Consider the following 22,543-nt stretch of genomic DNA (forward strand, 5'->3'; position numbering starts at 1 on the left):
TCGGGGTTCTGCTGCCACTGCGCCAGGAACGCCTTCATGGTCTCGATCTCGGGTCCCTGCGCGGCCGCGATGTTGGACGCCAGCTTGATCAACTCGGGGTTGGTGGAGCGGTCCGGCACCATCGCCGACAGCTCAACGGCCTGCCGGTGGTGCGGAATCATGTGGGTGGCGAACGCAACGTCGTCGGCGTTATGGCCGGCCGGCTCAGTCGGGCTGGTACAGGACGACAGGAACAGCGCGGTGGCAAGTGCGGCCAGGGCCGCGACCAGACGGGCGATGATGGATGTCACGGCACCAGGATACCGGTACCCTACCGGGGTATCGATAACCGTTTGGCCGGGTGAAACGGCCCGGGCATACTGACTCTTATGCCCTCAGACTCCGGTTCCATCGATATCAAGCCCCGCAGCCGCGACGTTACCGACGGTCTGGAGAAGGCCGCCGCCCGCGGGATGCTCCGCGCGATAGGCATGGAAGACGCCGACTTCGCCAAGCCCCAGATCGGTGTCGGGTCGTCGTGGAACGAGATCACGCCGTGCAACCTCTCCCTCGACCGGCTGGCCAAGGCCGTCAAGGAGGGGGTGTTCGCCGCCGGTGGCTACCCGATGGAATTCGGCACCATCTCGGTGTCCGATGGCATCTCGATGGGCCACGAGGGCATGCACTTCTCGCTGGTTTCCCGCGAGGTGATCGCCGACAGCGTGGAGACCGTGATGCAGGCCGAGCGCCTCGACGGCTCGGTGCTGTTGGCGGGCTGCGACAAGTCGCTGCCCGGGATGCTGATGGCAGCCGCGCGCCTCGACCTGGCCAACGTGTTCCTTTACGCCGGCTCGATCCTGCCCGGTAAGGCCAAGCTGTCGGACGGCACCGAGATAGAGGTGACGATCATCGACGCGTTCGAGGCGGTCGGTGCCTGCTCGCGGGGTCTGATGCCGCGCGAGGACGTGGACGCCATCGAGCGGGCCATCTGTCCCGGCGAGGGTGCCTGCGGCGGCATGTACACCGCCAACACCATGGCCAGCGCGGCCGAGGCGCTGGGCATGTCGCTGCCGGGCAGCGCCGCCCCGCCGGCCACCGACCGTCGGCGCGACGGCTTCGCCCGCCGCAGTGGCCAGGCCGTCGTCGAACTGCTGCGCCGCGGCATCACCGCCCGCGACATCCTCACCAAGGAGGCGTTCGAGAACGCCATCGCGGTGGTGATGGCGTTCGGTGGCTCGACCAACGCGGTGTTGCATCTGCTGGCGATCGCGCACGAAGCCAACGTGAAGCTGTCGCTGGAGGACTTCTCCCGGGTCGGCGCCAGGGTGCCGCATCTGGCCAACGTCAAGCCGTTCGGACAGCATGTGATGTTCGATGTCGACCGCATCGGCGGTGTGCCGGTCGTGATGAAGGCGCTGCTGGACGCCGGTCTGCTGCACGGTGATTGCCTGACGGTGACCGGCCAGACCATGGCCGAGAACCTCGCTCACATCGCCCCGCCGGATCCCGACGGCAAGGTGCTGCGCGCGCTGGACAATCCGATCCACCCCACCGGCGGCATCACCATCCTGGGCGGCTCGCTGGCGCCCGAGGGCGCGGTGGTGAAGTCGGCCGGCTTCGACTCGTCGGTATTCGAGGGCACCGCAAGGGTTTTCGAGCGCGAACGCGCCGCGCTGGACGCGCTCGAGGACGGCACCATCACCGCGGGCGATGTCGTGGTGATCCGTTACGAAGGGCCTAAGGGCGGGCCCGGCATGCGGGAGATGCTGGCCATCACCGGCGCCATCAAGGGTGCCGGCCTCGGCAAGGACGTGCTGCTGATCACCGACGGCCGATTCTCCGGCGGCACCACCGGGCTGTGCGTCGGTCACGTGGCGCCCGAGGCCGTCGACGCCGGGCCGATCGCCTTCGTTGCCGACGGCGACCCCATTCGCCTCGACGTCGCCAACGGCACGCTGGACGTGTTGGTCGATCCGGCCGAATTCAACGCGCGCAAAACCGGTTTCGAGCCGCTACCGCCGCGATACACCACCGGCGTGCTGGCCAAGTACACCAAGCTGGTCGGCTCGGCCGCTATTGGGGCGGTTTGCGGCTGACTGCGCGATACGTCGTTCCCGCCGCGAATCGCTGCGTTGACTCGGCCAGCTCCTCGGCAACCCGGTCACCCGGCTGCGCCTCCGGCCTGGCCCAATGTTCGGTCGGAACGACAGAATGCGACGTCTCGGCTTCCTGCGCGACTGGGCGTGGCTGCCGCTTCAGAATTCCCATCTCGTTGGCTAGCGCGACCGAGATAGCCAGCAGTGCCAGCGCCAACACGCACAGCGCGACATCAAACGTACTGGTGATCTGCTGTGACAGCGTGTTGCCGTACACATCGTTGATGTCCGTCGCATTCAACGGCTGCACCCGCGGCACCAACGCGAGGCCAACGATCAACCGAACGACCGTCAGTACGAACAAGACACCGAACAGCAGCATCATCAATAGTCTTGGCGCGGCGCGGCTTGCGCTGTTGAGGTACAGCCAAACTGCGAGAACGGCGGCAACCAGGTCGAACGCCATCAACGCGGTGCTGTTGTACGGCGGAGCCGGGAGGTCCAGCACCGCGGATGACATCACGTCGATGACCCGCAACACCGCAGTCCCGGCGCACCACACCGCGATGAGTAACAAGCATTTTCGGGCCGCGGCACGCCAACTGGCCGCCGACTTCCGGGTCAGCGCGCCAAGTACGGTGGCTGACCCAAAGATCGCCGCCGCGGCGGCCCAAGCCAGGTAGCCCTCGAAGCCAACCCCGGCGGTCGACGTGTCCTCCGCGATACCGTGGAAGGCGTCCAGGTCACGCCCCACCGGCAGAATCCAGACGAACGCGCCGGCGACCAACGTCGATGCGCCGAGCAGCACCGTCGCCAACCGGGATGGCCGGTCACCCGAGATGATCCAGCGGGCAGCTATGACCACCGGGGCGACCGCAACCACGCCGTACATGACGGCGGCGACAACCACGATCGTGTGCTGCGGACCCGTGTCTGGATCGAAGATGTTCGGCAGCACGAACCGAGTGCGCCAATACAGGTTGAAAAGCACCGCGCCCAGCGCCAGCACCAGCGAGACGATGCCGATGACGCGGCATGTCTTGACCCAGTGCCGCTGACCGTCATCATCGGTGGCGGTGATCACCGGCTGGGCCACGAGAAGCGCACCCGCGACTCCCAGCCAGGCACCGGGACCGATGCCCGGGGGGACAGACGCCGTGCCACCGTATCGAATCGACTGAACGACGGTGAAGCCCACAAATCCGACCACCATGACTAGGTAGGGGGCGTTGAGCGCCAGCCTCAGGCCGGCCAGCGACCGCAGATCAGCACCGGACACATCGAGACGTCGCGGGCCGACGTGGCTGACCGCCAACGCGGCCAGCGACAGCAGGGTCGCCAGCACAAGCAGGCCGAACACCCAGCCCACCGTCCCGGCGATCCCGATGCCGAAGTGGACGCTCCACGGTAGGAGCAGGCCGAGGATCACCAGCAGTGCGGCCACACCGTCGCGGATGACGTTCAGCCTGCGTCGCTCCTTCGTCAAGGGGTATGTCACCTCAGTTCCCGAACGGGTTTTCGCCGAACGGCAGCTCGGACAGGTCCGGCAGGAACGGGATTTTAGGCGCCACCGGCGGCGCAGCGGGCGCAGCTGGAGCCGGTGCCGGCGGCTCAAAGGCCGGAATCTCGATCTCCGGCACCGGGATTACCGGCTCGGGAATCGACACCGGCGGATCCGGGACCGACACCGGCGGGTCCGGAATCGACACCGGCGGATCCGGAATCGACACCGGCGGCTTCGGGGCGGGAAGCTCGACCTTCGGAGCCGGAACATCCACTTTCGGAGCCGGAATGTCCAGTTTGGTGTCTGGCAGCTCCCGCCCAGGCACCGGCGGTGTCACGTCCGGCTTGGGTACTGAGACCTTCGGGTCCTGCGCGACACCGGGCAGCGTGGATCTCGGATCGGAGTCCGGCATATCGGGAAGCGCGCCGGTCGGACCGGGAGTGACCTCACCGACATCGGGAATGACACCCCCGAAAACCGGTGTGCTGCCCGGCTTTCCGTTGCTCGGTGGTGTGGGCAACGCGTCGATCAGCTCGGTTCCGGGCGGCAGCACCTTCGTCGCGTCGAGTTCGGACTTGCTCGTCTGGAAGATCTCCTGGGGGATGGTGCCCACCCCCGGTGCCGCGGACTCGGCCGCGTCGGACCTCTCAGTGCTGAACAGCGCGCCTTGGCCCCGCTGGACGGCCGCGACCTTACCCAGCTCGGTCATATTGGTGCCGTCGACCGTGCTGACCAAGTTGTCCAGCGATGTGACGGTGTTTTGCACGCTGAGCGGACTCTGCGGATTGAGCGGGTTGAGTGCCTGCACGTTACTGAGGAAACTCATCACCTGGCACATGTTGACCCTGGAGAGGTCCGGGATCAGCCGCGGAACGAACTCCGGAATCCCAGGTTGACCGAAGCCGACACTGGCCGGCGGCGGGTCAACTGGGATACCGGTCAGGCCGTTCTGCACTCCTACCGTGCCGTCGCGGTAGAGCTCGAACACCGTGGGGTCATTGCCGCTGCCGCGAGTCGCACTCAGCAGTCTCGTTTCGAACGTGCGAACATCGCTCTCTTCGCCGGGTGGCGGGATGTTTTCGAGGAGGGTCCAGTTCTCGCCGTCCGGAGTCACGCCCTGGCCGGGGGCCACCGGGAAGTACTTGCCGGCCACGGCTTCATCCTGCATGCGAACCGCCTGTTGGCTGACCGTCGGGCGGATACCGATCGCAACGCTCACCGCCAGCGCCGCGAAGCCGACAATCACTATCGCGGCCACCGTGCTGCCGACCAGCAGCATTCTCGGCCGTGCCGACGGCACGGCGTCATCGTCCGCTATTTCGTCGGGGTCGACCGCGCTCAGCGGCCGCATGGGGGTTTGGATCGGAACGGCGGCAGCTGGATCCGGGTACTCTTCGGCGTCGTCGACTTCCGAGTAGGCCAACTGTTGACTGGGCGGGCTGAGCATCGAGTCGCTTGGATTCTGGGCGGCCACGACGCTCGAAAGGGGTTGCCGCAATCCGGCCAGGGCGGCCCCGCGGGCCAGGGCAAACTCCGGCGCGTCAGGGAACCGCAACGGGGCCGGTGACGCCGCGGCCAACTCGGCGGTCCGGTCGCCATCGTCGGGCAAGCCGACGACAACCACGCTGGTCGCCCCGCCCGGCTCTTCGCTGAACCGCTCCAGCAGCGTCTGGTAGGCCGGGGCCCGGCCGGCCTCGGTGATCGGCTCGACCGCTATCAGCGATGTGGTGTCGGTGTCGGCGTCGACGATCGACAGGGCAGCGGTGTCGCCGGCGGTAACCAGCGAGGCGGCGGTTTCGCCACCGCTCAGCGACCGGACCACCTCGGTCACCGCCTCCGGTTGGGACACCACGGTCACATTCGTGAGGTCGGCGTCAACCAGCGCGTTCAACAGCGCATCGCCTTGTTCGGTGTCCGAGCTGCATATTCGGGTGGACACCAGCCGGTGGCCGGTTTCAGTCAGCATGCGATCGGTGGAAACCAGGGCCGACACCAAGGTGTCGATCGGTTCAGCGGTCAGGTCGACGTGGGATTGGTCGATGACAGCGTGCGGCGGCGCCGCGTCGAGCAACGCAATCCGTGCGTCACCGCCGTCGACGGAGACCCCGAGCGTGACATCCATGTTCCACCTCTCAACCGACGCCGCAGCGGACGATTTCGCTTCCCGCTGCGGTTTGCCTCGACACCCTAAACGTTTTCCGGACACCAAGGATGGCCTATGTCGAAAAGCCGTCGTGAGCAATCATCACAGGCGGACCCACTGACCGGGTATCCGCCGTTCGGACGACGGAGTCGGCAAACAGGTTCAGGTGTTCCGTCCGCCGTTGACGCCCAGGATCTGGCCGGTGATATAGCCGGCCTCCTCGGAGGTCAAGAACGCGCAGGCCGCCGCGATGTCCTCGGGTCTGCCCATCCGGCGCACCGGGGTCCGCTCGATGGTCTTCTCGACATCGGTGTAGCCGCGCTTTTCGGCGCTGCGCAGCATCGGCGTGTCGATGAAGCCCGGCGGCACCGCGTTGACCGTGATGCCACTCGGGCCGTATTCCAGCGCCAGCGACTTGGTCAGGCCGTTCACCGCGGACTTCGCCGCGACATAATGCGCCATGCCCGCGACGCCGGAATGCGTGCTCGACGAGCTGATATTCACGATCCGTCCCCAGCCGGCGTCGACCATGTCGGGTAGCACGGCCTGACAGCAGTGGAACACCCCGTTGAGGTTCACATTGATCACCCGCCGCCAGTCCTCGAACGCGATATCGCCGAATGGCGAGAACCCGTCCAGGCCCGCCGCGTTGACCAGAATCGTTACCGGGCCGAGCCGTTCGCGGATCGTGGCCAGCGCGGCGTCCACCTGGGCCCGGTCGGTCACGTCGGCGGCGTATCCGAAATCGGTGTCGGATCCCCGCAGGTCGAGTGTTGCGACGTGATGACCGTCGGTGCTGAGCCGTTGGGCGATGGCCTGGCCGATGCCGGAGGCTCCACCGGTGACGACCGCTGTCTTCACGAACGCACCTCTGTCTTCGGGACGGCGTCGCCGTTTGCCCGGCGCGACAGCAGATACAGCACCCACATGACGATCGGCAGCAGGATATCGGTCCACAGCGGAATCCCGATGTTGTAGGGCTTGGTGTTGTCCTCGGCCAACCAGAAGTAGATGTGGCCCGCTGCATCGCCGACATATTGGATGGTCAGCACCACCACCGTGCACAGCCAGAAGTGGCCACGGAACCAGTACGCCATCACACCGACCACGCCGATGGCCAAGTCGCCCATCGCGTTCTCCCACTGGAATCCGCCGTCGCCGCGGGTGTAGCCGATCAGCTCGGCGGTGTTGGCGCCGTCGAAGACGTGGTACGCCGCGCCGACGATGGAGGCGATGCCCACCACCCACACCATCCACCAGCCCATGTGGATGTCAACGGCCAACCGGTCGGGATGCCTGCGGCTCGAGACGAATCCACCGATGAGCGCTATGACGACCGCAATGATTGTGGCCATATCGTCCTCCTAGTTCACCAATGCCAGCGCGAAGCCGTCCCAACCCTTGGTTCCGAGTGTCTGGATCGCCGCGGTGTCCAGCCGTGGGTTCTCGCCCATCATGTCGATCATGTCGCGCACACCGCGGGCCTGGTGGTCGCCCGCAGCCGGCTCGAGTACCCGCCCGGCACGAACGACGTTGTCCACCACGATGACTGAGCCGGGCCGGCCCAGCTTGATGGCCCACTCCACGTAGGACTTGTTGTTCTCCTTGTCGGCGTCGATGAAGAAGAGGTCGAACGGCTCACGCTCCGCCAGGCCCGGCAGGGTGTCCAGCGCGGCACCGACGATCACCTCGACGCATTCGTCGACGCCGGCGCGCGCCAGGTTCGCCCGTGCCACTTCGGCGTGCTTGGGTTCGTACTCCAGCGTGACCACGCGGCCGTCCGGCCCGACCCCGCGCGCCAGGCAGATTGTGCTGTAGCCGCCGAGAGTACCGATCTCCAGCACCCGGCGTGCATTGGTCGCCTTTGCCAACAGCGCCAAGAACTTTCCGCTCTGCGCCGACACCTCGATCGGCGGCAGACCGGCGGCGTGGCTGGCTTCCGCGGCGGCCGTCAGCACGTCGTCCTCGGTATGCAGGACGCGGTTGAAGAGCGCGTCGACATCGCGGGCGGCATCCTCGGTCACGGGGCACCACGTTAGTCGATTTGTGCTACCGCACACCTTCCTTGGCGTAGACAACGCGCAACACGTGGCCGACCTCCGCGCCCATCACCGCCTCGGCGAGTTCGCAGAACGTCGCGACGAACTCCGGACCGTGTGGCGGGTCGGCTTCGCACAGGTGATGGGCGATCTCGTGCAGCACGACGAGTTCACGCAGCGCCCAGTTGGTGCGGCGGTCGGGCACGGCGATGGCGGCGCCGTCGTCGTCACGCTCGTAGTGGGCGGCGACAGTTCCCCGTCGCGGCCGCACGGTCAGCGGCGCGGCGGCGGGCCATCGCTCGCGCACCAGCCCGAGTACGTCATCGATGTAGCGCTGCACGGAATCCACCGAGGCGAACCGCGCCTCCGGCGGCAGCGTCAGGCTGGCCCCGAAGAACTCGACAGACCGGTTGCCGTGCTCGCCGGCCCGGTCGAACAGCGTCCGCACGAACTCCTCGGCGGCGTAGACCTTGGAGCGCTGGGCATCGCGAGAAGTCACCGGTCGAGCGCGGCGCGCGCGCCCGCCAGTTCGGCGCTGTTGCCAAGGCGCGCCCGTCGGCCGGCGCGGTCACCCGCCCGCCGCGCCGAGGACGAATAGCCCGCCGTTGCGCTGGTGGCATGCCAAGTCCCACGCGCCTCGGATGTCTGGCGATAGAAGTCCTTCAGCTCGATGTCCTTGTCCCGCAATGCGATCGCGGTTCCCGGGCGGCTGTTCCTGCTCCTGGTCGCGTCCCGCCGGGCCTGCTCTCGGGCCTCCGACAACCGCTTCCCGACCCGGGCGCCGAAGGCCAGCTGGAAGTTGATCCGCGCGGTGATGGTCGGGGTCGGCCGATGCCCGCCGGACGCGATGTAGGCCTGCGACGCCTTCACCATCTGCATCACCAGGCTGGCGTAGAGCGCATGGCTGGCGTCGATGTCCTCGGCGAAACCGTAGGCATAGACGAACGTCGAATTCGAGGCAATGTCACATTTCACGTCGTTGGCGTTGGCGATCACCACGAACAACTGGACGTAGGTGCGCAGTCCCCTGGTGCCGGCTGAGCCGATGGTGATTGTGCGCTGCACCGGCGTCTGGCCCTTGGTGCGCTGAGCCGAATGCGAACGCGCGACGGCGAGGTCGATGGACGTCGACGTGGCCAACCGTTGCGCGGCGGCCATGAAGGCTTCTGCCTCGTGCGTGTTGTCGGTGCCCTCGGCCTGGCGCAGCAGGGCGGCGATGCGGGCCAGTATCTTGTCGTCGGTCATGGCGTCAGATTAGGGCTACTTCGTGACAAATCCGTCGAGCGCCGTCACCAGCTGTGCAGAAAGCGGGTCCTGCTTGGCGTAGGCGGCGATGTTGTCGGTCGGGTCGTCGCGCAGCACGTGGTTGACGCCCTTGAGTTCGACGACCGTCAGGGCGGTGTGTTTGAGCGCGTCGATGAGCGGACGTTCGGCCGCGCAGTTGGCCTGCTGGTCGGAGTCCGAACAGGTCATCAGGACCGGGCTGCCCGCCGGCACCCGGCCGGCCAGGGCGAGCGGGTCGATCTTGTCGGCTTCGGCGACCGCCTTCACATTGCCCGGATTGAGGATGGCGCCCAGCCCCTCGGGAAGGTTCGCGGGTGCCGTACCCGTCGTGCGGACTTGGTCGACGGCCGCCAGCCAGGTCGACAGCGTCTCGGGATTGGCGTCGGTGCGTACGCGGCCGGTGATGATGTCGAGATAGCGGCCGGGCAGCGGTTGCAGCAGGCCCAGGGAGTGGATCTTGGGCGCGCCCACAGCGGTGCCCGACGCCAGCGACATCGCGTGGATCGTGCCCTCCCCCAGCGCGTAAACCGAGATGCGGGACTTCTCGGTGCCCGACTCGTCGGCCAGGAAACGCGCCGCGGCCGCGGCGCCTTTGCTGTAGACCCCGCTGCCGACATCGGCGGGCCGCTGCCGGTAGGGACCGAGCCCCGTCTTGCCGGTGCCGACCTTGTCATAGCGCAGGCTGGCGATGCCCCGGCCCGACAGCAGCTCGGCGAGCTGTCGCATGTTGCCCACCGGCCCCGCCACGGCGTTGTCGCCGTTGCGGTCGGTTTGCCCGCTTTCGGAGATCAGCAACGCCGCCGGACCGGGGGCCGCGGCGTGCCGGTGTCGATACGTTCCGTGGATGGTCAGACCGTCCGCGACGAAGCTGACGTCGTCCTCGACCCAGCCTTGCTGCGCATCTTCATCCGACGAGCAGCCGGCAGCCAGCAGCAATGCGATCGAAAGCAGCAGGGCCGCAACCGACTTCAAAGCCTGGCCTCGATCCATGACGCCACGTCGCCGAGTACCACGGCACGTTCGGGCTCGTTGAACACCTCGTGGTAGAGCTCGGGGTAGACCTTCAGGTGCACGTCCGTCGAACCCACGCACTCGACCAGATGCCGGCTGCCCTGCACCGGGATCAGCTTGTCCTGTTCGCCGTGCACGATCAGCAGGGGTGCGGTCAGCGCGGGGGCCCGCTGCGGCATGGTTTCGCCGACCCCGATCAAGGCCCGGGCGATGCCGGCGGGCAGCTTGCCGTGATGCACCAGCGGGTCGGCGTTGTAGGCCGCCACCACGGCGGCATCGCGGGACACCGCGTCGGTGGGCAGCTGTTCGACCGGCAGGCCGGGTGTGATCTTGCCGAGCGCCTTGGCGACGAACTTCATCACCGGCGAGACCGGTTGGACATCCACCCCGGGCCCGGACAGCACCATCGCGGCATAGTCGTCGGGATGCTCGACGCCGTAGGCGAAGACGATGCCGCCGCCCATGCTGTGACCCAGCACCACGCGCTTGAGCTCCGGGTACTCGGCGGCCGCGATGCCGACCAGGCTGTTGAAGTCCCCGGTGTACTCCGAGATGTCCCGCAGGTAGACCCGCTTGCCGCCGGACCGGCCGTGGCCGCGGAGGTCCAGGGCGTAGGTCGCCAGCCCCGACTCGCCGAACCGCGCCGCGACGTGGTCGTAGCGGCGGGCGTGCTCGGCGTAACCGTGACACAGCACCACCACGCCGCGCGGTTCTTCCTCCGGTTCCCACACGTCATAGACGATGGGGACCCCGCCGACACCGTCGAAGGTTCGTTCGCTGCGGCTACAGGCCATCAGGGCAGACTATCCAAGTCCTTGTCGGCGGGCCTGCGTAAGCTCGGCGACGTGACCGTCCTCGCCCACAGCCTTGATGACGAAAGCGCCGAAGATGTCTTCCTCGCCGATGCCCAGCGGTATCGGCGCGAGCTGCTGGCGCACTGCTACCGGATGACCGGCTCCCTGCACGATGCCGAGGACCTGGTGCAGGAAACGTATCTGCGGGCCTGGAAGTCCTACAAGGGATTTCAGGGCAAATCGTCCGTTCGGACCTGGCTGTACCGGATCGCGACGAACACCTGCCTGACCGCACTGGAGGGCCGCCAGCGCCGGCCGTTGCCGACGGGGCTGGGCGCGCCGAGTTCGGATCCCGCCGGTGAGCTGGTGGAGCGGGCCGAGGTGCGGTGGCTGGAGCCGCTCCCCGACCAGCACGACGACCCGGCTGATCCTTCGGTAATCGTCGGCTCCCGCGAGTCGGTGCGACTGGCGTTCGTCGCCGCGCTGCAACACCTGTCGGCACGGCAACGCGCGGTGCTGGTGCTGCGGGATGTCCTGCAGTGGAAGGCGGCCGAGGTGGGCGACGCCATCGGCGCCTCGACAGCCGCGGTGAACAGCCTGCTGCAGCGGGCGCGGGCCCAGCTCGACGCGGTCGGCCCCAGCGAGGACGACACCTTGCCGGCGCCGGATTCACCCGAGACGAAGGACCTGCTGGACCGCTACATCGCCGCGTTCGAGGCCTACGACGTCGACAAGCTGGTCGAAATGTTCACCGAAGACGCGGTCTTTGAGATGCCGCCGTACGACGGCTGGTATCAGGGACCCGAGGCAATCGGCACCCTCACCCGAGTGCAATGCCCGGCGGAGGGCCCGGGCGATATGCGTTTCATCGCCCTCACGGCCAACGGCCAACCGGCCGCGGCGTTGTACATGCGCAACCCGGAGACCGGCGTGCACGAGGCTTTCCAGCTGCACGTACTCGACGTGCGGCCGGAAGGGGTGTCGCATGTCGTCGCGTTCCTCGACACCGAGCTGTTCGAGAAGTTCGGTTTACCCGAAACGCTCTGAGGCTCAGGGTCATCGCGCCGAGGCTGTCGTTATCGTGCTCGGCACTCGCACTTTTCCGCGATAACAACAGGGTCGATGTAATTTCTCGGCGGCCTGACCCTGGCGAATCCCCACAACGAAGTCTAGTGTGCTGTTTGCCCAGCTCACCGGGTTGTGGCAAGGCACTTCTGTAACGTGTTCTATGATGGCGGGTCATGAAGACCAAGGGCGCTCTGCTGTGGCAGCTGAACTCGCCGTTCAAGGTCGACGAGATCGAGATCGGCGATCCGGTCGCCGACGAAGTCCAGATTCGGGTGCACGCCGCCGGGATGTGCCACTCCGACTACCACCTGACCACCGGCGCCACCCCCATCGGCCTGCCCGCCCTCGGCGGGCACGAGGGCGCGGGGGTTATCACCAAGGTCGGCAAGAACGTCACCGGCCTGGCCGAGGGCGACCACGTCATCCTCGCGTTCATCCCGGCCTGCGGCGAGTGCCAGCCCTGCCTGAAGGGCTTCCGTTCGCTGTGTGACCGCGGCGCGGTATTGCTCGGCGGCAAGGCGATCGCGGACGGCACCTCACGCGTGCATGCCGGGTCCACCGAGGTGTCGCCGATGAACCTGCTCGGCACCTTCGCGCCGTACATGACCGTGCACAGGGACTCCGTCGTCAAGATCGACCCCGACGTACCGTTCGAGTCGGCCGCCATCATGGGTTGCGCGCTGCCGACCGGATTCGGATCGGCGACGAACGTGGCCGAGGTGCAGCCGGGCGAGACGGTCGTCATCGTCGGCGTCGGCGGTATCGGCATGAGCGCCCTGCAGGGCGCCGTCATCTCGGGGGCCAAGAACGTCATCGCGATCGACCCAGTGGACTTCAAGCGGGATCAGGCAGTCAAGTTCGGGGCGACGCACGTCTATCCGTCGATGGCCGGGGCGATCGCGCCGGTCATCGATCTGACCCACGGCGTGATGGCCGAGAAAACGATCATCGCCGTGGGTGAGATGCGCGGCGAGTACGTCGAGGAGGCCATGACGCTGACCGCCAAGACCGGCACCTGCGTGGTGACGGGCATGGGTGCGATGACCGACGTCGACGTCAAGCTCAACCTGTTCCTGTTCACGATGTTGCAGAAAACGTTGAAGGGCAACATCTTCGGCGGCGGCAGCTCGCATGTCGAGACGCCGAAGCTGGTGGCACTGTACAAGTCCGGGCTGCTGAAGATCGACGAGATGGTGACCAACATCTACACGTTGGACGACATCAACGACGGCTACCAGGACATGCTCGACGGCAAGAACATCCGCGGCGTCATCAAGTTCACCGAAACCGACTGGTAAGCCGCCGCTACGCTAGGGGCATGGGCCCCTCCGTCGACATCAGGCGGGCGGCGGATCGTGCCGTCACCAGAACGTCGTGGCTCGATTCCAAGCACTCGTTTTCGTTCGGCGATCACTACGACGCCGGCAACACCCGTCACGGCCTGCTGCTGGTCAACAATGACGACGTGGTGTCACCGGGAGGCGGTTTCGAGAAGCACCCGCACCGCGACATGGAGATCGTCACCTGGGTGCTGCAGGGCTCGCTGGCGCACCAGGATTCGACCGGCAACTCCGGCGTGATCTATCCCGGCCTGGCGCAACGGATGTCGGCCGGGTCGGGCATCATGCACTCGGAGAAGAACGGATCGGAAAGCGAGCCAGTACATTTCGTGCAGATGTGGGTGGCCCCCGACGAGATCGGCATCGCTCCCGAATACCAGCAGGCTGAGATCGGCAGCGAGCAGCTCGCCGGTGGCCTGATCACCATTGCAACGGGAATGCACGACGGTGGCGCCATCAGGATCCACAACAAGGGTGCCGCGCTGCACGGCGCGCGGCTGCGGCCCGGGACCGACGTCCAGTTGCCCGAGGCGGCCTATCTACACCTGTTCGTGCCGCGCGGCGAGGTGACCCTCGAGGGCGCCGGGCCGATCGGAGAAGGCGACGCCGTCCGGTTCACCGCGTCGGGCGGCCAGCGGGTAACTGCCACCGAAACCGCCGAAATTCTGGTATGGGAGATGCATGCGAATCTGGCCGCCGGTTAGAACGGTCAGACTCGTTCTGCTCGCCGCCCTGCTGGCGGCGTGTTCGACGAGCACGGAACCCCAGCGGGAGTCCCCGCAGCCGCCCGCACCACAAGCTCCCATCGGTCTTGCGTTCGTCACCGTCGACGTCCCCACCGAACTGGCTGATCCGCCGTTCGACGAACCTCGTCGAGCACTGGTCCCGAACGGCTGGACGCTCTCGGTGTGGGCGCGGCCCCCGAGGCCAAGGCTGGCAGCGTGGGCTCCGGACGGAGCGCTGCTGGTGTCGATTCCGGCCTTCGGGGAAGTCGTGCGGTTGATGCCGACTCCCAACGGGCCGCCGCATCGATCGCTGCTGATCGAAACGTTGACCTTGCCGCATGGCCTGGCATTCGCCGGCTCGACGCTGTATGTCGCGGAGAGCAACGAGATCAACGCTTACACGTACGCCGACGGGCGGGTGACCAACCGGCGGACAATCGTCTCCGGGCTGCCCGACGCGAAGAGCCTCGATCTGCACGGCGCCTACGCCCATCAACTCAAGAGCGTGACGATCGGTCGCGACGGCGCGATCTACTTCTCCATCGGGTCCACCGGCAACATCACCGCCGAGGATCGCAGCGCTACCCCGCCGCGGGCCACCATCATGCGGGTGCCGCCCGGCGGTGGGCCGGCGCGCCCGTTCGCCACCGGGGTTCGCAACGGCACCGGGCTGGCCATCGCACCGGACGGTGCGGTGTGGACGGCGGTCAATGGCCGCGACAACGTCCCGTATCCCGAGCCCGGGCCGTCGTACGGCCAGGTGATCCAGGACTACGTCAATAGGAATCCGCCCGAGCAGATCGCCCGGCTCACCGAAGGACGCGAATTGGGCTGGCCGTTCTGTAACTCCACCGGCGGCCCGGCCAACCTGCCCTTCATCCGCGACGTTCAGACCAACGCCGACGGCCGCGCGCTCGACTGCGCCAGCCTGCCGCCCGTCGAGCAGAGCCTCGGTGCACATTCCGCGCCGCTGGGCATGAGCTTCGTCGACGGCGCACTGCCCGAACCGTACGCCCGCGGAGCGCTGATCGGCGTGCACGGATCATGGAACCGGGAGCCGCCGCAGACCCCCGAGGTGGCGTTCTTCGGGTGGCAGAACGGCGGTTTGGGCAACCACCAGACCTTGGTCGGCGGCTTTCAGGAGGACGACGGCACGCGGTGGGGCCGCCCGGTCGCAGCGCTACTCGGCCCCGACGGCGCGGTGTACATCACCGACGACCACGGCAATGCCGTGTACCGGCTGGCCCCGCCGGGCCGCTAAGGCGCTGGAGGCGGTGTCGGCGTCGTCGGTGTCTTGGTGCCGCGCCGACCAGTTAAAGCTACGTAGATCGCCACGAGGATGATGGCCACCACGAGGCCGATGACGAACGGGACTGGCCGCCAAATGCTGACGTCGTCGTAGTTGAACAACTCGAAGCTGATCCATGCGCCGATCAACGCGCCCACGACACCCAGCGCAATCGTCATGATCAGGCCGATGTTCTGTTTACCGGGCAAGATCAGTCGTGCAAGCGCACCGATGATCAGACCAGCGATGACAGCGCTCAGAATGGTCCACAGCATTTCCTGCTCCTTCTTTTCGGTTAGCGACGAACCGGGATTACCCACTTTGCGCCGCGGTCCACGCCGACGGCTACGGCCGCGACACCCGCGATATCCAATTGTGATTTGGATGTGACGTAAGTTGACAGTGTTGCTGGTGGGGCTAAGGTTGTTTTGTCATCGCGCTCATCGCCGAAGGGGCAACCTTGCCGACTCCCGCCACAAAGTTCTCGCGGTTGCTCGTGCGCGCCGCGGCGTTGGCGATGGCTGCGATCGTGGCGACGACGGCCGGCACGCCTGCTGCCGGTGCGGCCAGCGCGCGTGAACTCCTGGCGAACGCCATCGCCAACACCAAGGGGTCCTATCTCGTCTACAACTTCGGCGGCGGCAATCCGGCGCCGATGCTCAACGCCGGCGGCGGCTGGTACGAGATGAACAACGGCGGCCACCTGATGACCATCAAGGGCGCCTCGTCCCGGCTGAATCCCCGCCTGCTGGTCGACAGCCACCAGGGCTTCCAGGCCCGGTGCGAGCGTGACCCGGGAGCGCGCACGGGCGAGGGGCTGTGGCAGGCCTCCGAGGTCTTCGCACCGCTGGAGGCGTGGCAGGCGCTCGGGCAGCCGACGATCGCGATCAACGCGAACTTCTTCGACGTGCGCGGCCAGCAGGGTGGGTCGTGGCGCGACACCAAGTGCAGCTCGCCGCTGGGCGCCTACGTCGACAACACCCGCGGCCAGGGCCGGGCCAACGCCGCGGTGACCGGCACCCTTGCCTACGCGGGCAAGCAGGGCCTGTCGGGCGGCGGCGAAAATTGGTCGTCGCTCGCCACGATGATCATTCCGGTCGGCGGCCAGCCGTACGTCGTGATGCCGAAAGGCCCCGGCGACTACGATTCGGCCTCACCGGTGATTCAGAAGCTGCTCGACCAGAACGCGCGATTTGTCGCGGTCGCCGGGATCGGCCTGCTGGCTCCCGGCGACACCGGCCAACTCAACGACGGCGGGCCCAGCGCGGCGCGCACGGCAATCGGCTACAACCGGGCCAACGATCAGTTCTATGTCTTCGAGGGCGGCAGCTACACACCGGATCAGATGCAGGACCTGTTCCGTGGATTGGGCGCCGACAATGCCGTGTTGCTGGACGGCGGCGGCTCGTCGGCGATCGTGCTGCGGCGCGACACCGGCGGAATGTGGAGTGGCGCAGGGTCTCCGAAGGGCAGTTGCGATACCCAACAGGTGCTCTGCGATTCCCGCGAGCGCGCGCTACCCAGCTGGCTCGCCTTCAGCTGAGCACGCCCATGCCGCAGGTCACCCGCCGGAGAATGTTGCGCCTCGGTGCCGGAATCGCCGGGGCGTGTGCGCTCGACTCGGTGTGGCAGTTGGGGCTCGCCACCGCAGCGGGAGCTCCGCCGCCCGACCAACCGTCGCCGTCATCCGCCACGGCCGCGCCGACGTATGACACCGGCTCGTTCGTCTCGGCCGCCCGCGGCGGTATCGAGACGGAGTGGGCGATCGCCCGTCCGCCTGGGCAGTACGCTGCGTTGCGTCCGGTGATCGCATTGCATGGCCGCGACATGACCGCATCCGGCGTCATGGGGATGGGCGTCGATACGGGCCTGGCCCAATTGGTCAAGGCCGGGTATCCGCCGTTCGCGGTGGCCGCCGTCGACGGCGGTAATAGTTGGTGGCACCGGCGGGTATCCGGCGAGGACTCGGGGGCGATGGTGCTCAACGAGTTGCTGCCGATGCTGGCGACCAAGGGCCTGGACACCTCCAGGGTGGGTTTCATCGGCTGGTCGATGGGTGGATACGGCGCATTGTTGCTCGGCGGGGCGCTTGGTCCGTCGCGCACCGCCGCGATCTGCGCGGTCAGCCCGGCGCTGTATTCGGACTACGGCGAGGCCATCGAGGCCGGCGCGTTCGACGGTCCGGCGGATTGGATCGCGTACTCGGTCTACGGAACACGCACGCTCTCTGAAATACCGCTGCGGATCGATTGCGGCGCCAGCGACCGCTTCTACCTAGCCACCAAGCAGTTCGTCGCGTCGCTGGACCGACCACCCGCGGGGGTATCCTTCGCCGGCGGTCACGACGTGGCGGCTTGGCGCGAGAAGCTGCCCCGGCAGTTGGCCTGGCTGGCGTCGTCATAGCGCGTTGCTCCCCGGATACCGCTGGCTTCCGTGAGACCATTGTTGCTCGAGTGAATAGAGTTGCGACCGCTCCACGTCCTTCATCCCGACGCGGCACGCCTGCGAGCGGGCGAACGGCGTTGCCGCAGAAGCAGTTTCGGACCGATATCGAAGGGCTGCGGGCGGTCGCCGTCATTGCCGTCGTGCTCTTCCACGCCGGTCTGCCCGGCGTCAGCGGCGGGTTCATCGGCGTCGACGTCTTCTTCGTCATCTCGGGGTTTCTCATCACCGGGCTGCTCTGGCGCGAGGCGAGCAGTACCGGCACCATCCGGATCGTTCGGTTCTACGGCGCTCGGGCCAGGCGGCTGCTGCCGGCCGCGGCCACGGTGCTCGTCGTCACCGCCGGCGCGTCGATGCTGCTGCTGCCGCCGTTGCAGGCGCGCAGCGTCATCGGGGACGGCATCGCCAGCGCGCTGTACGTCGGCAACTACCGGTTCGCCATCCAGGGCACCGACTACCTGGCGGACGCGGCTCCCTCACCGCTGCAACACTATTGGTCGCTCGGCGTGGAGGAGCAGTTCTATCTGCTGTGGCCGGCGCTGATCATCGGCACCGGATGGCTTCTCGCGCGCGCGGCGCAGCGCACCGGTGAGCCGGCGACGCGGTCGGTGACGCCGTACGTGCTGGTGCTTACGCTGCTGGCCGCGGTGTCGTTCATGATCTCGCTGGTGTGCACGGACAGCTGGCCGTCCTGGGCGTTCTTCTCCCTGCCGACCCGCGCCTGGGAGCTCGCCGTCGGCGGGCTGGTGGCTCTCACCGCCGGCGCGTGGCGCCAGCTGCCGGGCCCGTCGGCCGCCGTGGTCGGCTGGGGCGGTCTGGCGTTGATCCTGGTGACCTGCACGCAGGTCGGGGAGGCGACGGCCTATCCCGGTACCGCGGCGCTGTTGCCGGTGCTGGGAACGGCGTTGGTGATCGGTGCCGGTTGCGCGACACCGGATTTGGGCGTTGGGCACCTGCTGTCCAAGCCGACGATGCGGTCGATCGGTCGGCTGTCGTACTCGTGGTACCTGTGGCACTGGCCGGTTCTGCTGCTGGCGCCGGCGCTGTTCGGCGCGGCGCTCGGGCTGGTAGGTCGGTTGGCGATGGTGCTGGTGTCGTTCGGCCTGGCGATTCTGACGTTGCACCTGATCGAGAATCCGGCCCGGTTCGCGCCCTCGCTGCGGCTGTCTGCGGAACGCAGTCTGGTCGTCGGTGGCGTTCTCACCGCCGTGGCGGTGTGTGCGTGTCTGGTGTTGTTGGCGGCGCGGCCCGTCCCCGTCGGCCATGGGGCGGCAGCCGCGCCGGTGACGGTCAACACGCCATCCACTGCGCCACAAGCGTTGTCGCTGCGGGAGCAGGTGCGGGCCGCGGTCGCCGCATCCGCAGACTTGGCGGCCGTTCCGGTGAATCTGACTCCGCCGCTCGATCAGATCGCCAAACCGGAGGTGTTCGTCAACGGATGCGTGCTGTCCTGGCGCGACGTCGACCAGCCCGAGTGCGCGTCGGGCGATACCGGCGCGGCCAACACGGTTGCGCTCGTCGGTGATTCGCATGCGGCGATGTGGCAGCCGGCACTGGAACCGATCGCGCGGGAGCGGCATTGGCGACTGGAGACCATGAGCAAGGTGCTCTGCCCGTTGATGGAATTGCCGATCTTCAGCCCCTATCTCGGTCGCCAGTTCACCGAGTGCGAGCAGTGGCGCGCCGACGTCCTCTCGCGGCTGGAGAACGAGCGGCCGCGGCTGATCGTCCTGGACATGGGCCGACGCTACGGTGCCGATTTCGGTTTCACCAGCTATGACCAAGCATGGCTGGACGGCCTGACCCGAGTGGTGCAGCGCCTCCGGGCCACTGGCGCAAGCGTTTTGGTGCTCGGGCCGGTACCCGATCCGCAGTCGACGGTGCCGACCTGTCTGTCCGCGCACATGGACAACGCCGGCGAATGTTCGCCGGCGCGGTCGGTCGCCTTGAACGACGCCGGCATCGCGGCCGAAGCGGCGGCGACGGCTGCCGGCGGCGGGCAGTACGCGGATCTTGGCGAGTTGTTCTGCACCGCCGATCGTTGCCCGGCCATCGTCGGCAACACCCTGGTGTACCGAGACGACAACCACATCACCGTGGAGTACGCGCGGCTGCTTGGACCGTTGCTCGTCGAACACGCCGATCGCGCGCTGACCGAGGCGTAGGTCGGAGGCAGATGCCCCCCACCTGTGGCGGTAGGGGGCATCTGCGGCTTCCGGGTACGGCAGATTTCCTGGGCGCAAGCGTATGCGTGTGATCGGGACACAAGAGGTAAATTGACGAATTCGTCAACGAAAGTTTTCGCGCCGGGTGGCGCAACTAGCCGTCGGTATCGCCGTCCGAGCTCGCGCCCTTCGGACCGACGGCATCGCTCACCTTCTTCGCGGTGTCCTTGATGCCGTTCTGCACACCGTTGACGACGTCGTTGATCGCCTTTTGACCGTTCTCGGCGATGCGATTCAAGTTATCGCGGGCGTTGTTCACCGACGCCCGGGTTCGCTCGCGAGCAGACTTCGCGGTCGCAGCCGCCCCGTCGTTGGTTTGTAACGCCGTGTTGGTGAGTTCGAGTTCCTCGGGGTCGGTGGCCCCGCCTCCGGACCCGTCCTCGTCCGGCACGTCGGGTACATCCGCGCCGGGTGCCAGCTCGAGCGTCTGAACTCCGCCGCTCTCTGTCGACGTCGGGTCAGGCGGGGTGAAGCTGGTGAGGCTCTCGGACTGCAGGCCGGCAGCTTGTCCGCTAAGTCCACTGTCGACGACTTCCTGCGCGAGCCCGGTGAAGTTCGGCAGGCCAAGGCCGGACCCCAGGCCACCGAGCGGTAGCGAATCCTCGAGGCCGAGCAGGTCGAGCAATGCCGCAAGGGCGTTCGTTCCCGGTTCGCCTTCGAGGCCGTCGTCGATCGCCTGCTGGATGCCCTCCGCAAGCAAGTTGAAGAGGTTGCCCGGAACCTGCGCCAAGTCGATATCCGCCGGCAGCGTCCCGAATGCGGTTGGGATGTGCGCCTCGTCGAAGTCGCGGACGTATTCGCCGGTCACCGGGTCGAATCTGACGTCGGTGTAGCCGAGATTCGCGGCGCTGGCCAGCACGGGGCCTAGCGCCGTCCCGATCGGGTTATTGAAACTCGAGCCGGTCAACAGGTTGACCGCGTCGACCAGCAAGTAGGTCGGCTCCAACAGTGGCACGCTGTCCACTGGCACGGTGAGATAGAAGTTCAGGGCCAACGGGCGACTCGCGAGCGCGGCCGGCAGCTGGTCGGCAAGCTGCCCCGTCAGTGCCCCGCCTATGTCAGCGACGTCGATTCCCCGAACGATGTACGTCGGGAAGAGCAGTGCCGCACCGTTGTTCGCCAACGTGATCGGATTGGGCCAGGCCGCGAAATCCGACGACGGGTGGTTCTGAATGCCAACGTCGATCATGATCGGGATGAGATTCGCACCGCCAAGGGCCAGACCGGTGGGCTGGTCGCCGATCATGATCGGTGTCCCGCCGCTGTGACTGACCTCGGTCGGCGGCGTCACGGTGTCGATGCCGAACAGTCTCGCGAGTGGGTACATACGCGCCGCCGGACCACCGTTGGGACGCCCGGGGTTGAGCAGGAGAACCATCGGCAGGACGGTAAAGCTGCCCAGTAGCGGATCGGTACCGACGAAGTCCACGCCACCGGGCTGGTTCGGCAGATCGTCGACGACCTTCGGGTATGCCGCACCCGCCGCGAACGCGCCGAGGCCGATGCCAACGACAGGTATGAGGCGGACGGCTGCTACGTCCGGAATGTCGTCGAGCTGTACGGGTCCACCGGGAAGCAGCGCGAGAGCGGCCTCGAGCAGACCGAGATCGATTTCATCGAGCAGGCCGTCGAGGCCCACGTTCAAATAGTTGGTCTGGTTGATCTCATCGGCGACCGAGTTCGGCAGCGCGGGAACCCATCCGATGTCCACGCCGAGCAATTTCAGCAGCGTGAACAGCGGCCCCGTGGTAACGACATTCACGCCGGGGACATCGAGGTCGGACAGATTGAGCGGGTCGCTGAGGTCAAGTCCCAGTTGGTCGAGCAGACCTCCCACGGTGTCGGCGTCCAGAGCATCGGCCAATAGGGGACTCAACAGGCCGGCAACCATGCCAGCCAATGCCGCATTCCCAAGTAGCGGCGTAAGGACCTGGGTGAGTACTGGAGTCAACAGCGGGCCAACATTGAGCGGAAGGGCGCCCAGGACACCGTCCAGCGCGCCGCCTACCACGCCGCTGAGAGCCTCGCCGATTAGCGTGTCGACCAGGCTCTGTGGGTCAAGTCCCGCCGCCTGGGCGAGCGCGGCCAGGTTGATGTTTTCGACGATCGCTCTGATGAGGACGTCGGCGGCTTGCTGGGAGAGGTCGTAGCCCGCCGTGCCGAGGCCGCCGGTCAGGTCGGGGATGTCACCGGGTTCCGGGAAGATGTGGACGCCAGCCAACAGGTCGAAGTGCTCAGTCCGGGCGTCGTCCGCTTTCGGTGGTGGGGCGGCACCGACCGTCAATGCCGTCGCTGTGACGGTAGCTGCGCCGATTGCTGCGACCTTCTTGGACCTGCGGCTCCTGCTGCGATGCTTGGCCATTCTTCCGGTCCCCTCGATTCGTCGTCTCAGCTTCCTCCCAGGCACCGTAACACCGCTGTAACAGTTCCCGCTAGATTGCTGAAGTATTTTTTATCGCGTCAGATAGCTCCATAAGCAAACTTATTAATATCGTTTGCGTCAATTAATATTCCCAGGCTGTGGCCATAATCTGGTCATTGCCGTATCCGCTTTCAGCAACTGCCGCTGCTACTGGACCGTAGGTTGCTGGATTCGCTGTCGGCG

General features: G+C 66.9%; 20 protein-coding genes. 8 read left to right on the forward strand and 12 right to left on the reverse strand.

What is annotated here, in order from left to right; genetic code table 11:
• Positions 1 to 290: DUF305 domain-containing protein (locus ACRDU5_RS05235; RefSeq protein ID WP_526613362.1), on the reverse strand; the 290-nt coding region annotated here is incomplete at its 3' end.
• 78 nt (positions 291 to 368) lie between these two features.
• On the opposite strand from ACRDU5_RS05235, the gene ilvD reads away from it, so the two are divergent.
• Entirely contained in the window at positions 369 to 2,075 is a 1,707-nt protein-coding gene (ilvD, locus tag ACRDU5_RS05240) for a dihydroxy-acid dehydratase (RefSeq protein ID WP_526613364.1), read from the forward strand.
• On the opposite strand, the gene ACRDU5_RS05245 is transcribed toward ilvD, so the two are convergent.
• The 9 genes from ACRDU5_RS05245 to ACRDU5_RS05285 form a co-directional block, all read right to left on the reverse strand.
• A complete protein-coding gene (locus ACRDU5_RS05245) occupies positions 2,053 to 3,573 on the reverse strand; it encodes a DUF7937 domain-containing protein (protein WP_526613365.1) in 1,521 nt (506 codons plus the stop codon). The genes ilvD and ACRDU5_RS05245 overlap by 23 nt on opposite strands.
• A 1-nt stretch (position 3,574) precedes the next feature.
• Positions 3,575 to 5,701 (reverse strand): DUF7159 family protein, encoded by a 2,127-nt coding sequence (locus tag ACRDU5_RS05250; protein ID WP_526613366.1) that lies wholly within the window; start codon positions 5,699 to 5,701, stop codon positions 3,575 to 3,577.
• Positions 5,702 to 5,884: 183 nt separating this feature from the next.
• Positions 5,885 to 6,583, reverse strand: a complete 699-nt coding sequence (locus ACRDU5_RS05255) for an SDR family NAD(P)-dependent oxidoreductase (RefSeq protein ID WP_526613368.1) — start codon at positions 6,581 to 6,583, stop codon at positions 5,885 to 5,887.
• The gene (locus ACRDU5_RS05260) at positions 6,580 to 7,077 is read right to left on the reverse strand and encodes a DUF6790 family protein (protein ID WP_526613369.1); all 498 of its coding nucleotides are present in this window, start codon (positions 7,075 to 7,077) and stop codon (positions 6,580 to 6,582) included. Before ACRDU5_RS05260 ends, ACRDU5_RS05255 begins: the two co-directional genes overlap by 4 nt.
• Before the next feature lie 9 nt (positions 7,078 to 7,086).
• Positions 7,087 to 7,746 (reverse strand): O-methyltransferase, encoded by a 660-nt coding sequence (locus tag ACRDU5_RS05265; RefSeq protein ID WP_526613371.1) that lies wholly within the window; start codon positions 7,744 to 7,746, stop codon positions 7,087 to 7,089.
• A gap of 25 nt (positions 7,747 to 7,771) precedes the next feature.
• On the reverse strand, positions 7,772 to 8,260 hold the full coding sequence (locus ACRDU5_RS05270) for a TIGR04338 family metallohydrolase (protein ID WP_526613372.1): 489 nt from the start codon (positions 8,258 to 8,260) through the stop codon (positions 7,772 to 7,774).
• Positions 8,257 to 9,006 (reverse strand): DUF2786 domain-containing protein, encoded by a 750-nt coding sequence (locus tag ACRDU5_RS05275; protein WP_526613374.1) that lies wholly within the window; start codon positions 9,004 to 9,006, stop codon positions 8,257 to 8,259. Before ACRDU5_RS05275 ends, ACRDU5_RS05270 begins: the two co-directional genes overlap by 4 nt.
• Positions 9,007 to 9,021: 15 nt before the next feature.
• Positions 9,022 to 10,035 carry a hypothetical protein gene (locus ACRDU5_RS05280; RefSeq protein WP_526613376.1) on the reverse strand — a complete coding sequence of 338 codons (1,014 nt, stop codon included), beginning with the start codon at positions 10,033 to 10,035 and terminating at the stop codon, positions 9,022 to 9,024.
• Positions 10,014 to 10,850, reverse strand: a complete 837-nt coding sequence (locus ACRDU5_RS05285; RefSeq protein WP_526613378.1) for an alpha/beta hydrolase — start codon at positions 10,848 to 10,850, stop codon at positions 10,014 to 10,016. The genes ACRDU5_RS05280 and ACRDU5_RS05285 overlap by 22 nt, the downstream gene beginning before the upstream one ends.
• A 21-nt stretch (positions 10,851 to 10,871) precedes the next feature.
• On the opposite strand from ACRDU5_RS05285, the gene ACRDU5_RS05290 reads away from it, so the two are divergent.
• The 4 genes from ACRDU5_RS05290 to ACRDU5_RS05305 all read left to right on the forward strand — a co-directional run bounded on the left by ACRDU5_RS05290 (position 10,872) and on the right by ACRDU5_RS05305 (position 15,244).
• Positions 10,872 to 11,897 carry an RNA polymerase subunit sigma-70 gene (locus ACRDU5_RS05290; protein WP_526613379.1) on the forward strand — a complete coding sequence of 342 codons (1,026 nt, stop codon included), beginning with the start codon at positions 10,872 to 10,874 and terminating at the stop codon, positions 11,895 to 11,897.
• A 194-nt stretch (positions 11,898 to 12,091) separates the two neighbouring features.
• Positions 12,092 to 13,216: an NDMA-dependent alcohol dehydrogenase gene (locus tag ACRDU5_RS05295; protein WP_526613381.1), complete on the forward strand. Its 1,125-nt coding sequence runs from the start codon at positions 12,092 to 12,094 to the stop codon at positions 13,214 to 13,216.
• Between the two features lie 20 nt (positions 13,217 to 13,236).
• Positions 13,237 to 13,962, forward strand: coding sequence for a pirin family protein (locus ACRDU5_RS05300; RefSeq protein ID WP_526613383.1), 726 nt, complete (start codon positions 13,237 to 13,239; stop codon positions 13,960 to 13,962).
• Positions 13,940 to 15,244: a PQQ-dependent sugar dehydrogenase gene (locus ACRDU5_RS05305; RefSeq protein WP_526613385.1), complete on the forward strand. Its 1,305-nt coding sequence runs from the start codon at positions 13,940 to 13,942 to the stop codon at positions 15,242 to 15,244. The genes ACRDU5_RS05300 and ACRDU5_RS05305 overlap by 23 nt, the downstream gene beginning before the upstream one ends.
• Here ACRDU5_RS05305 and ACRDU5_RS05310 read toward each other — a convergent pair.
• Complete coding sequence (locus tag ACRDU5_RS05310; protein WP_526613386.1) at positions 15,241 to 15,546, reverse strand: GlsB/YeaQ/YmgE family stress response membrane protein; 306 nt, start codon at positions 15,544 to 15,546, stop codon at positions 15,241 to 15,243. The genes ACRDU5_RS05305 and ACRDU5_RS05310 overlap by 4 nt on opposite strands.
• Before the next feature lie 242 nt (positions 15,547 to 15,788).
• On the opposite strand from ACRDU5_RS05310, the gene ACRDU5_RS05315 reads away from it, so the two are divergent.
• Genes ACRDU5_RS05315 through ACRDU5_RS05325 form a run of 3 tightly spaced genes read left to right on the forward strand, consistent with a single transcriptional unit; the run spans position 15,789 to position 19,878 of the window.
• Entirely contained in the window at positions 15,789 to 16,814 is a 1,026-nt protein-coding gene (locus ACRDU5_RS05315; protein ID WP_526613406.1) for a phosphodiester glycosidase family protein, read from the forward strand.
• A complete protein-coding gene (locus tag ACRDU5_RS05320; RefSeq protein ID WP_526613408.1) occupies positions 16,811 to 17,674 on the forward strand; it encodes an alpha/beta hydrolase in 864 nt (287 codons plus the stop codon). The genes ACRDU5_RS05315 and ACRDU5_RS05320 overlap by 4 nt, the downstream gene beginning before the upstream one ends.
• A gap of 50 nt (positions 17,675 to 17,724) precedes the next feature.
• Positions 17,725 to 19,878, forward strand: coding sequence for an SGNH hydrolase domain-containing protein (locus ACRDU5_RS05325; RefSeq protein WP_526613388.1), 2,154 nt, complete (start codon positions 17,725 to 17,727; stop codon positions 19,876 to 19,878).
• Between the two features lie 154 nt (positions 19,879 to 20,032).
• Here the strand turns inward: ACRDU5_RS05325 and ACRDU5_RS05330 are convergent, their stop codons facing one another.
• Positions 20,033 to 22,300, reverse strand: coding sequence for a hypothetical protein (locus ACRDU5_RS05330; protein ID WP_526613390.1), 2,268 nt, complete (start codon positions 22,298 to 22,300; stop codon positions 20,033 to 20,035).
• Between the last annotated feature and the right edge of the window lie 243 nt (positions 22,301 to 22,543).

Origin of the sequence: Mycobacterium sp. (assembly GCF_050701515.1) — a bacterium.
Classification (GTDB): domain Bacteria; phylum Actinomycetota; class Actinomycetes; order Mycobacteriales; family Mycobacteriaceae; genus Mycobacterium.

What these genes read in the sequence shown, in the direction of transcription:
- ACRDU5_RS05310 (WP_526613386.1), bottom strand. Translation starts at nt 15,546, where the DNA reads ATGCTGTGGACCATTCTGAGCGCTGTCATCGCTGGTCTGATCATCGGT.
- ilvD (WP_526613364.1), top strand. Translation starts at nt 369, where the DNA reads ATGCCCTCAGACTCCGGTTCCATCGATATCAAGCCCCGCAGCCGCGAC.
- ACRDU5_RS05305 (WP_526613385.1), top strand. Translation starts at nt 13,940, where the DNA reads ATGCGAATCTGGCCGCCGGTTAGAACGGTCAGACTCGTTCTGCTCGCC.
- ACRDU5_RS05285 (WP_526613378.1), bottom strand. Translation starts at nt 10,850, where the DNA reads ATGGCCTGTAGCCGCAGCGAACGAACCTTCGACGGTGTCGGCGGGGTC.
- ACRDU5_RS05330 (WP_526613390.1), bottom strand. Translation starts at nt 22,300, where the DNA reads ATGGCCAAGCATCGCAGCAGGAGCCGCAGGTCCAAGAAGGTCGCAGCA.
- ACRDU5_RS05260 (WP_526613369.1), bottom strand. Translation starts at nt 7,077, where the DNA reads ATGGCCACAATCATTGCGGTCGTCATAGCGCTCATCGGTGGATTCGTC.
- ACRDU5_RS05250 (WP_526613366.1), bottom strand. Translation starts at nt 5,701, where the DNA reads ATGGATGTCACGCTCGGGGTCTCCGTCGACGGCGGTGACGCACGGATT.
- ACRDU5_RS05315 (WP_526613406.1), top strand. Translation starts at nt 15,789, where the DNA reads ATGGCTGCGATCGTGGCGACGACGGCCGGCACGCCTGCTGCCGGTGCG.
- ACRDU5_RS05275 (WP_526613374.1), bottom strand. Translation starts at nt 9,006, where the DNA reads ATGACCGACGACAAGATACTGGCCCGCATCGCCGCCCTGCTGCGCCAG.
- ACRDU5_RS05295 (WP_526613381.1), top strand. Translation starts at nt 12,092, where the DNA reads ATGAAGACCAAGGGCGCTCTGCTGTGGCAGCTGAACTCGCCGTTCAAG.
- ACRDU5_RS05280 (WP_526613376.1), bottom strand. Translation starts at nt 10,035, where the DNA reads ATGGATCGAGGCCAGGCTTTGAAGTCGGTTGCGGCCCTGCTGCTTTCG.
- ACRDU5_RS05300 (WP_526613383.1), top strand. Translation starts at nt 13,237, where the DNA reads ATGGGCCCCTCCGTCGACATCAGGCGGGCGGCGGATCGTGCCGTCACC.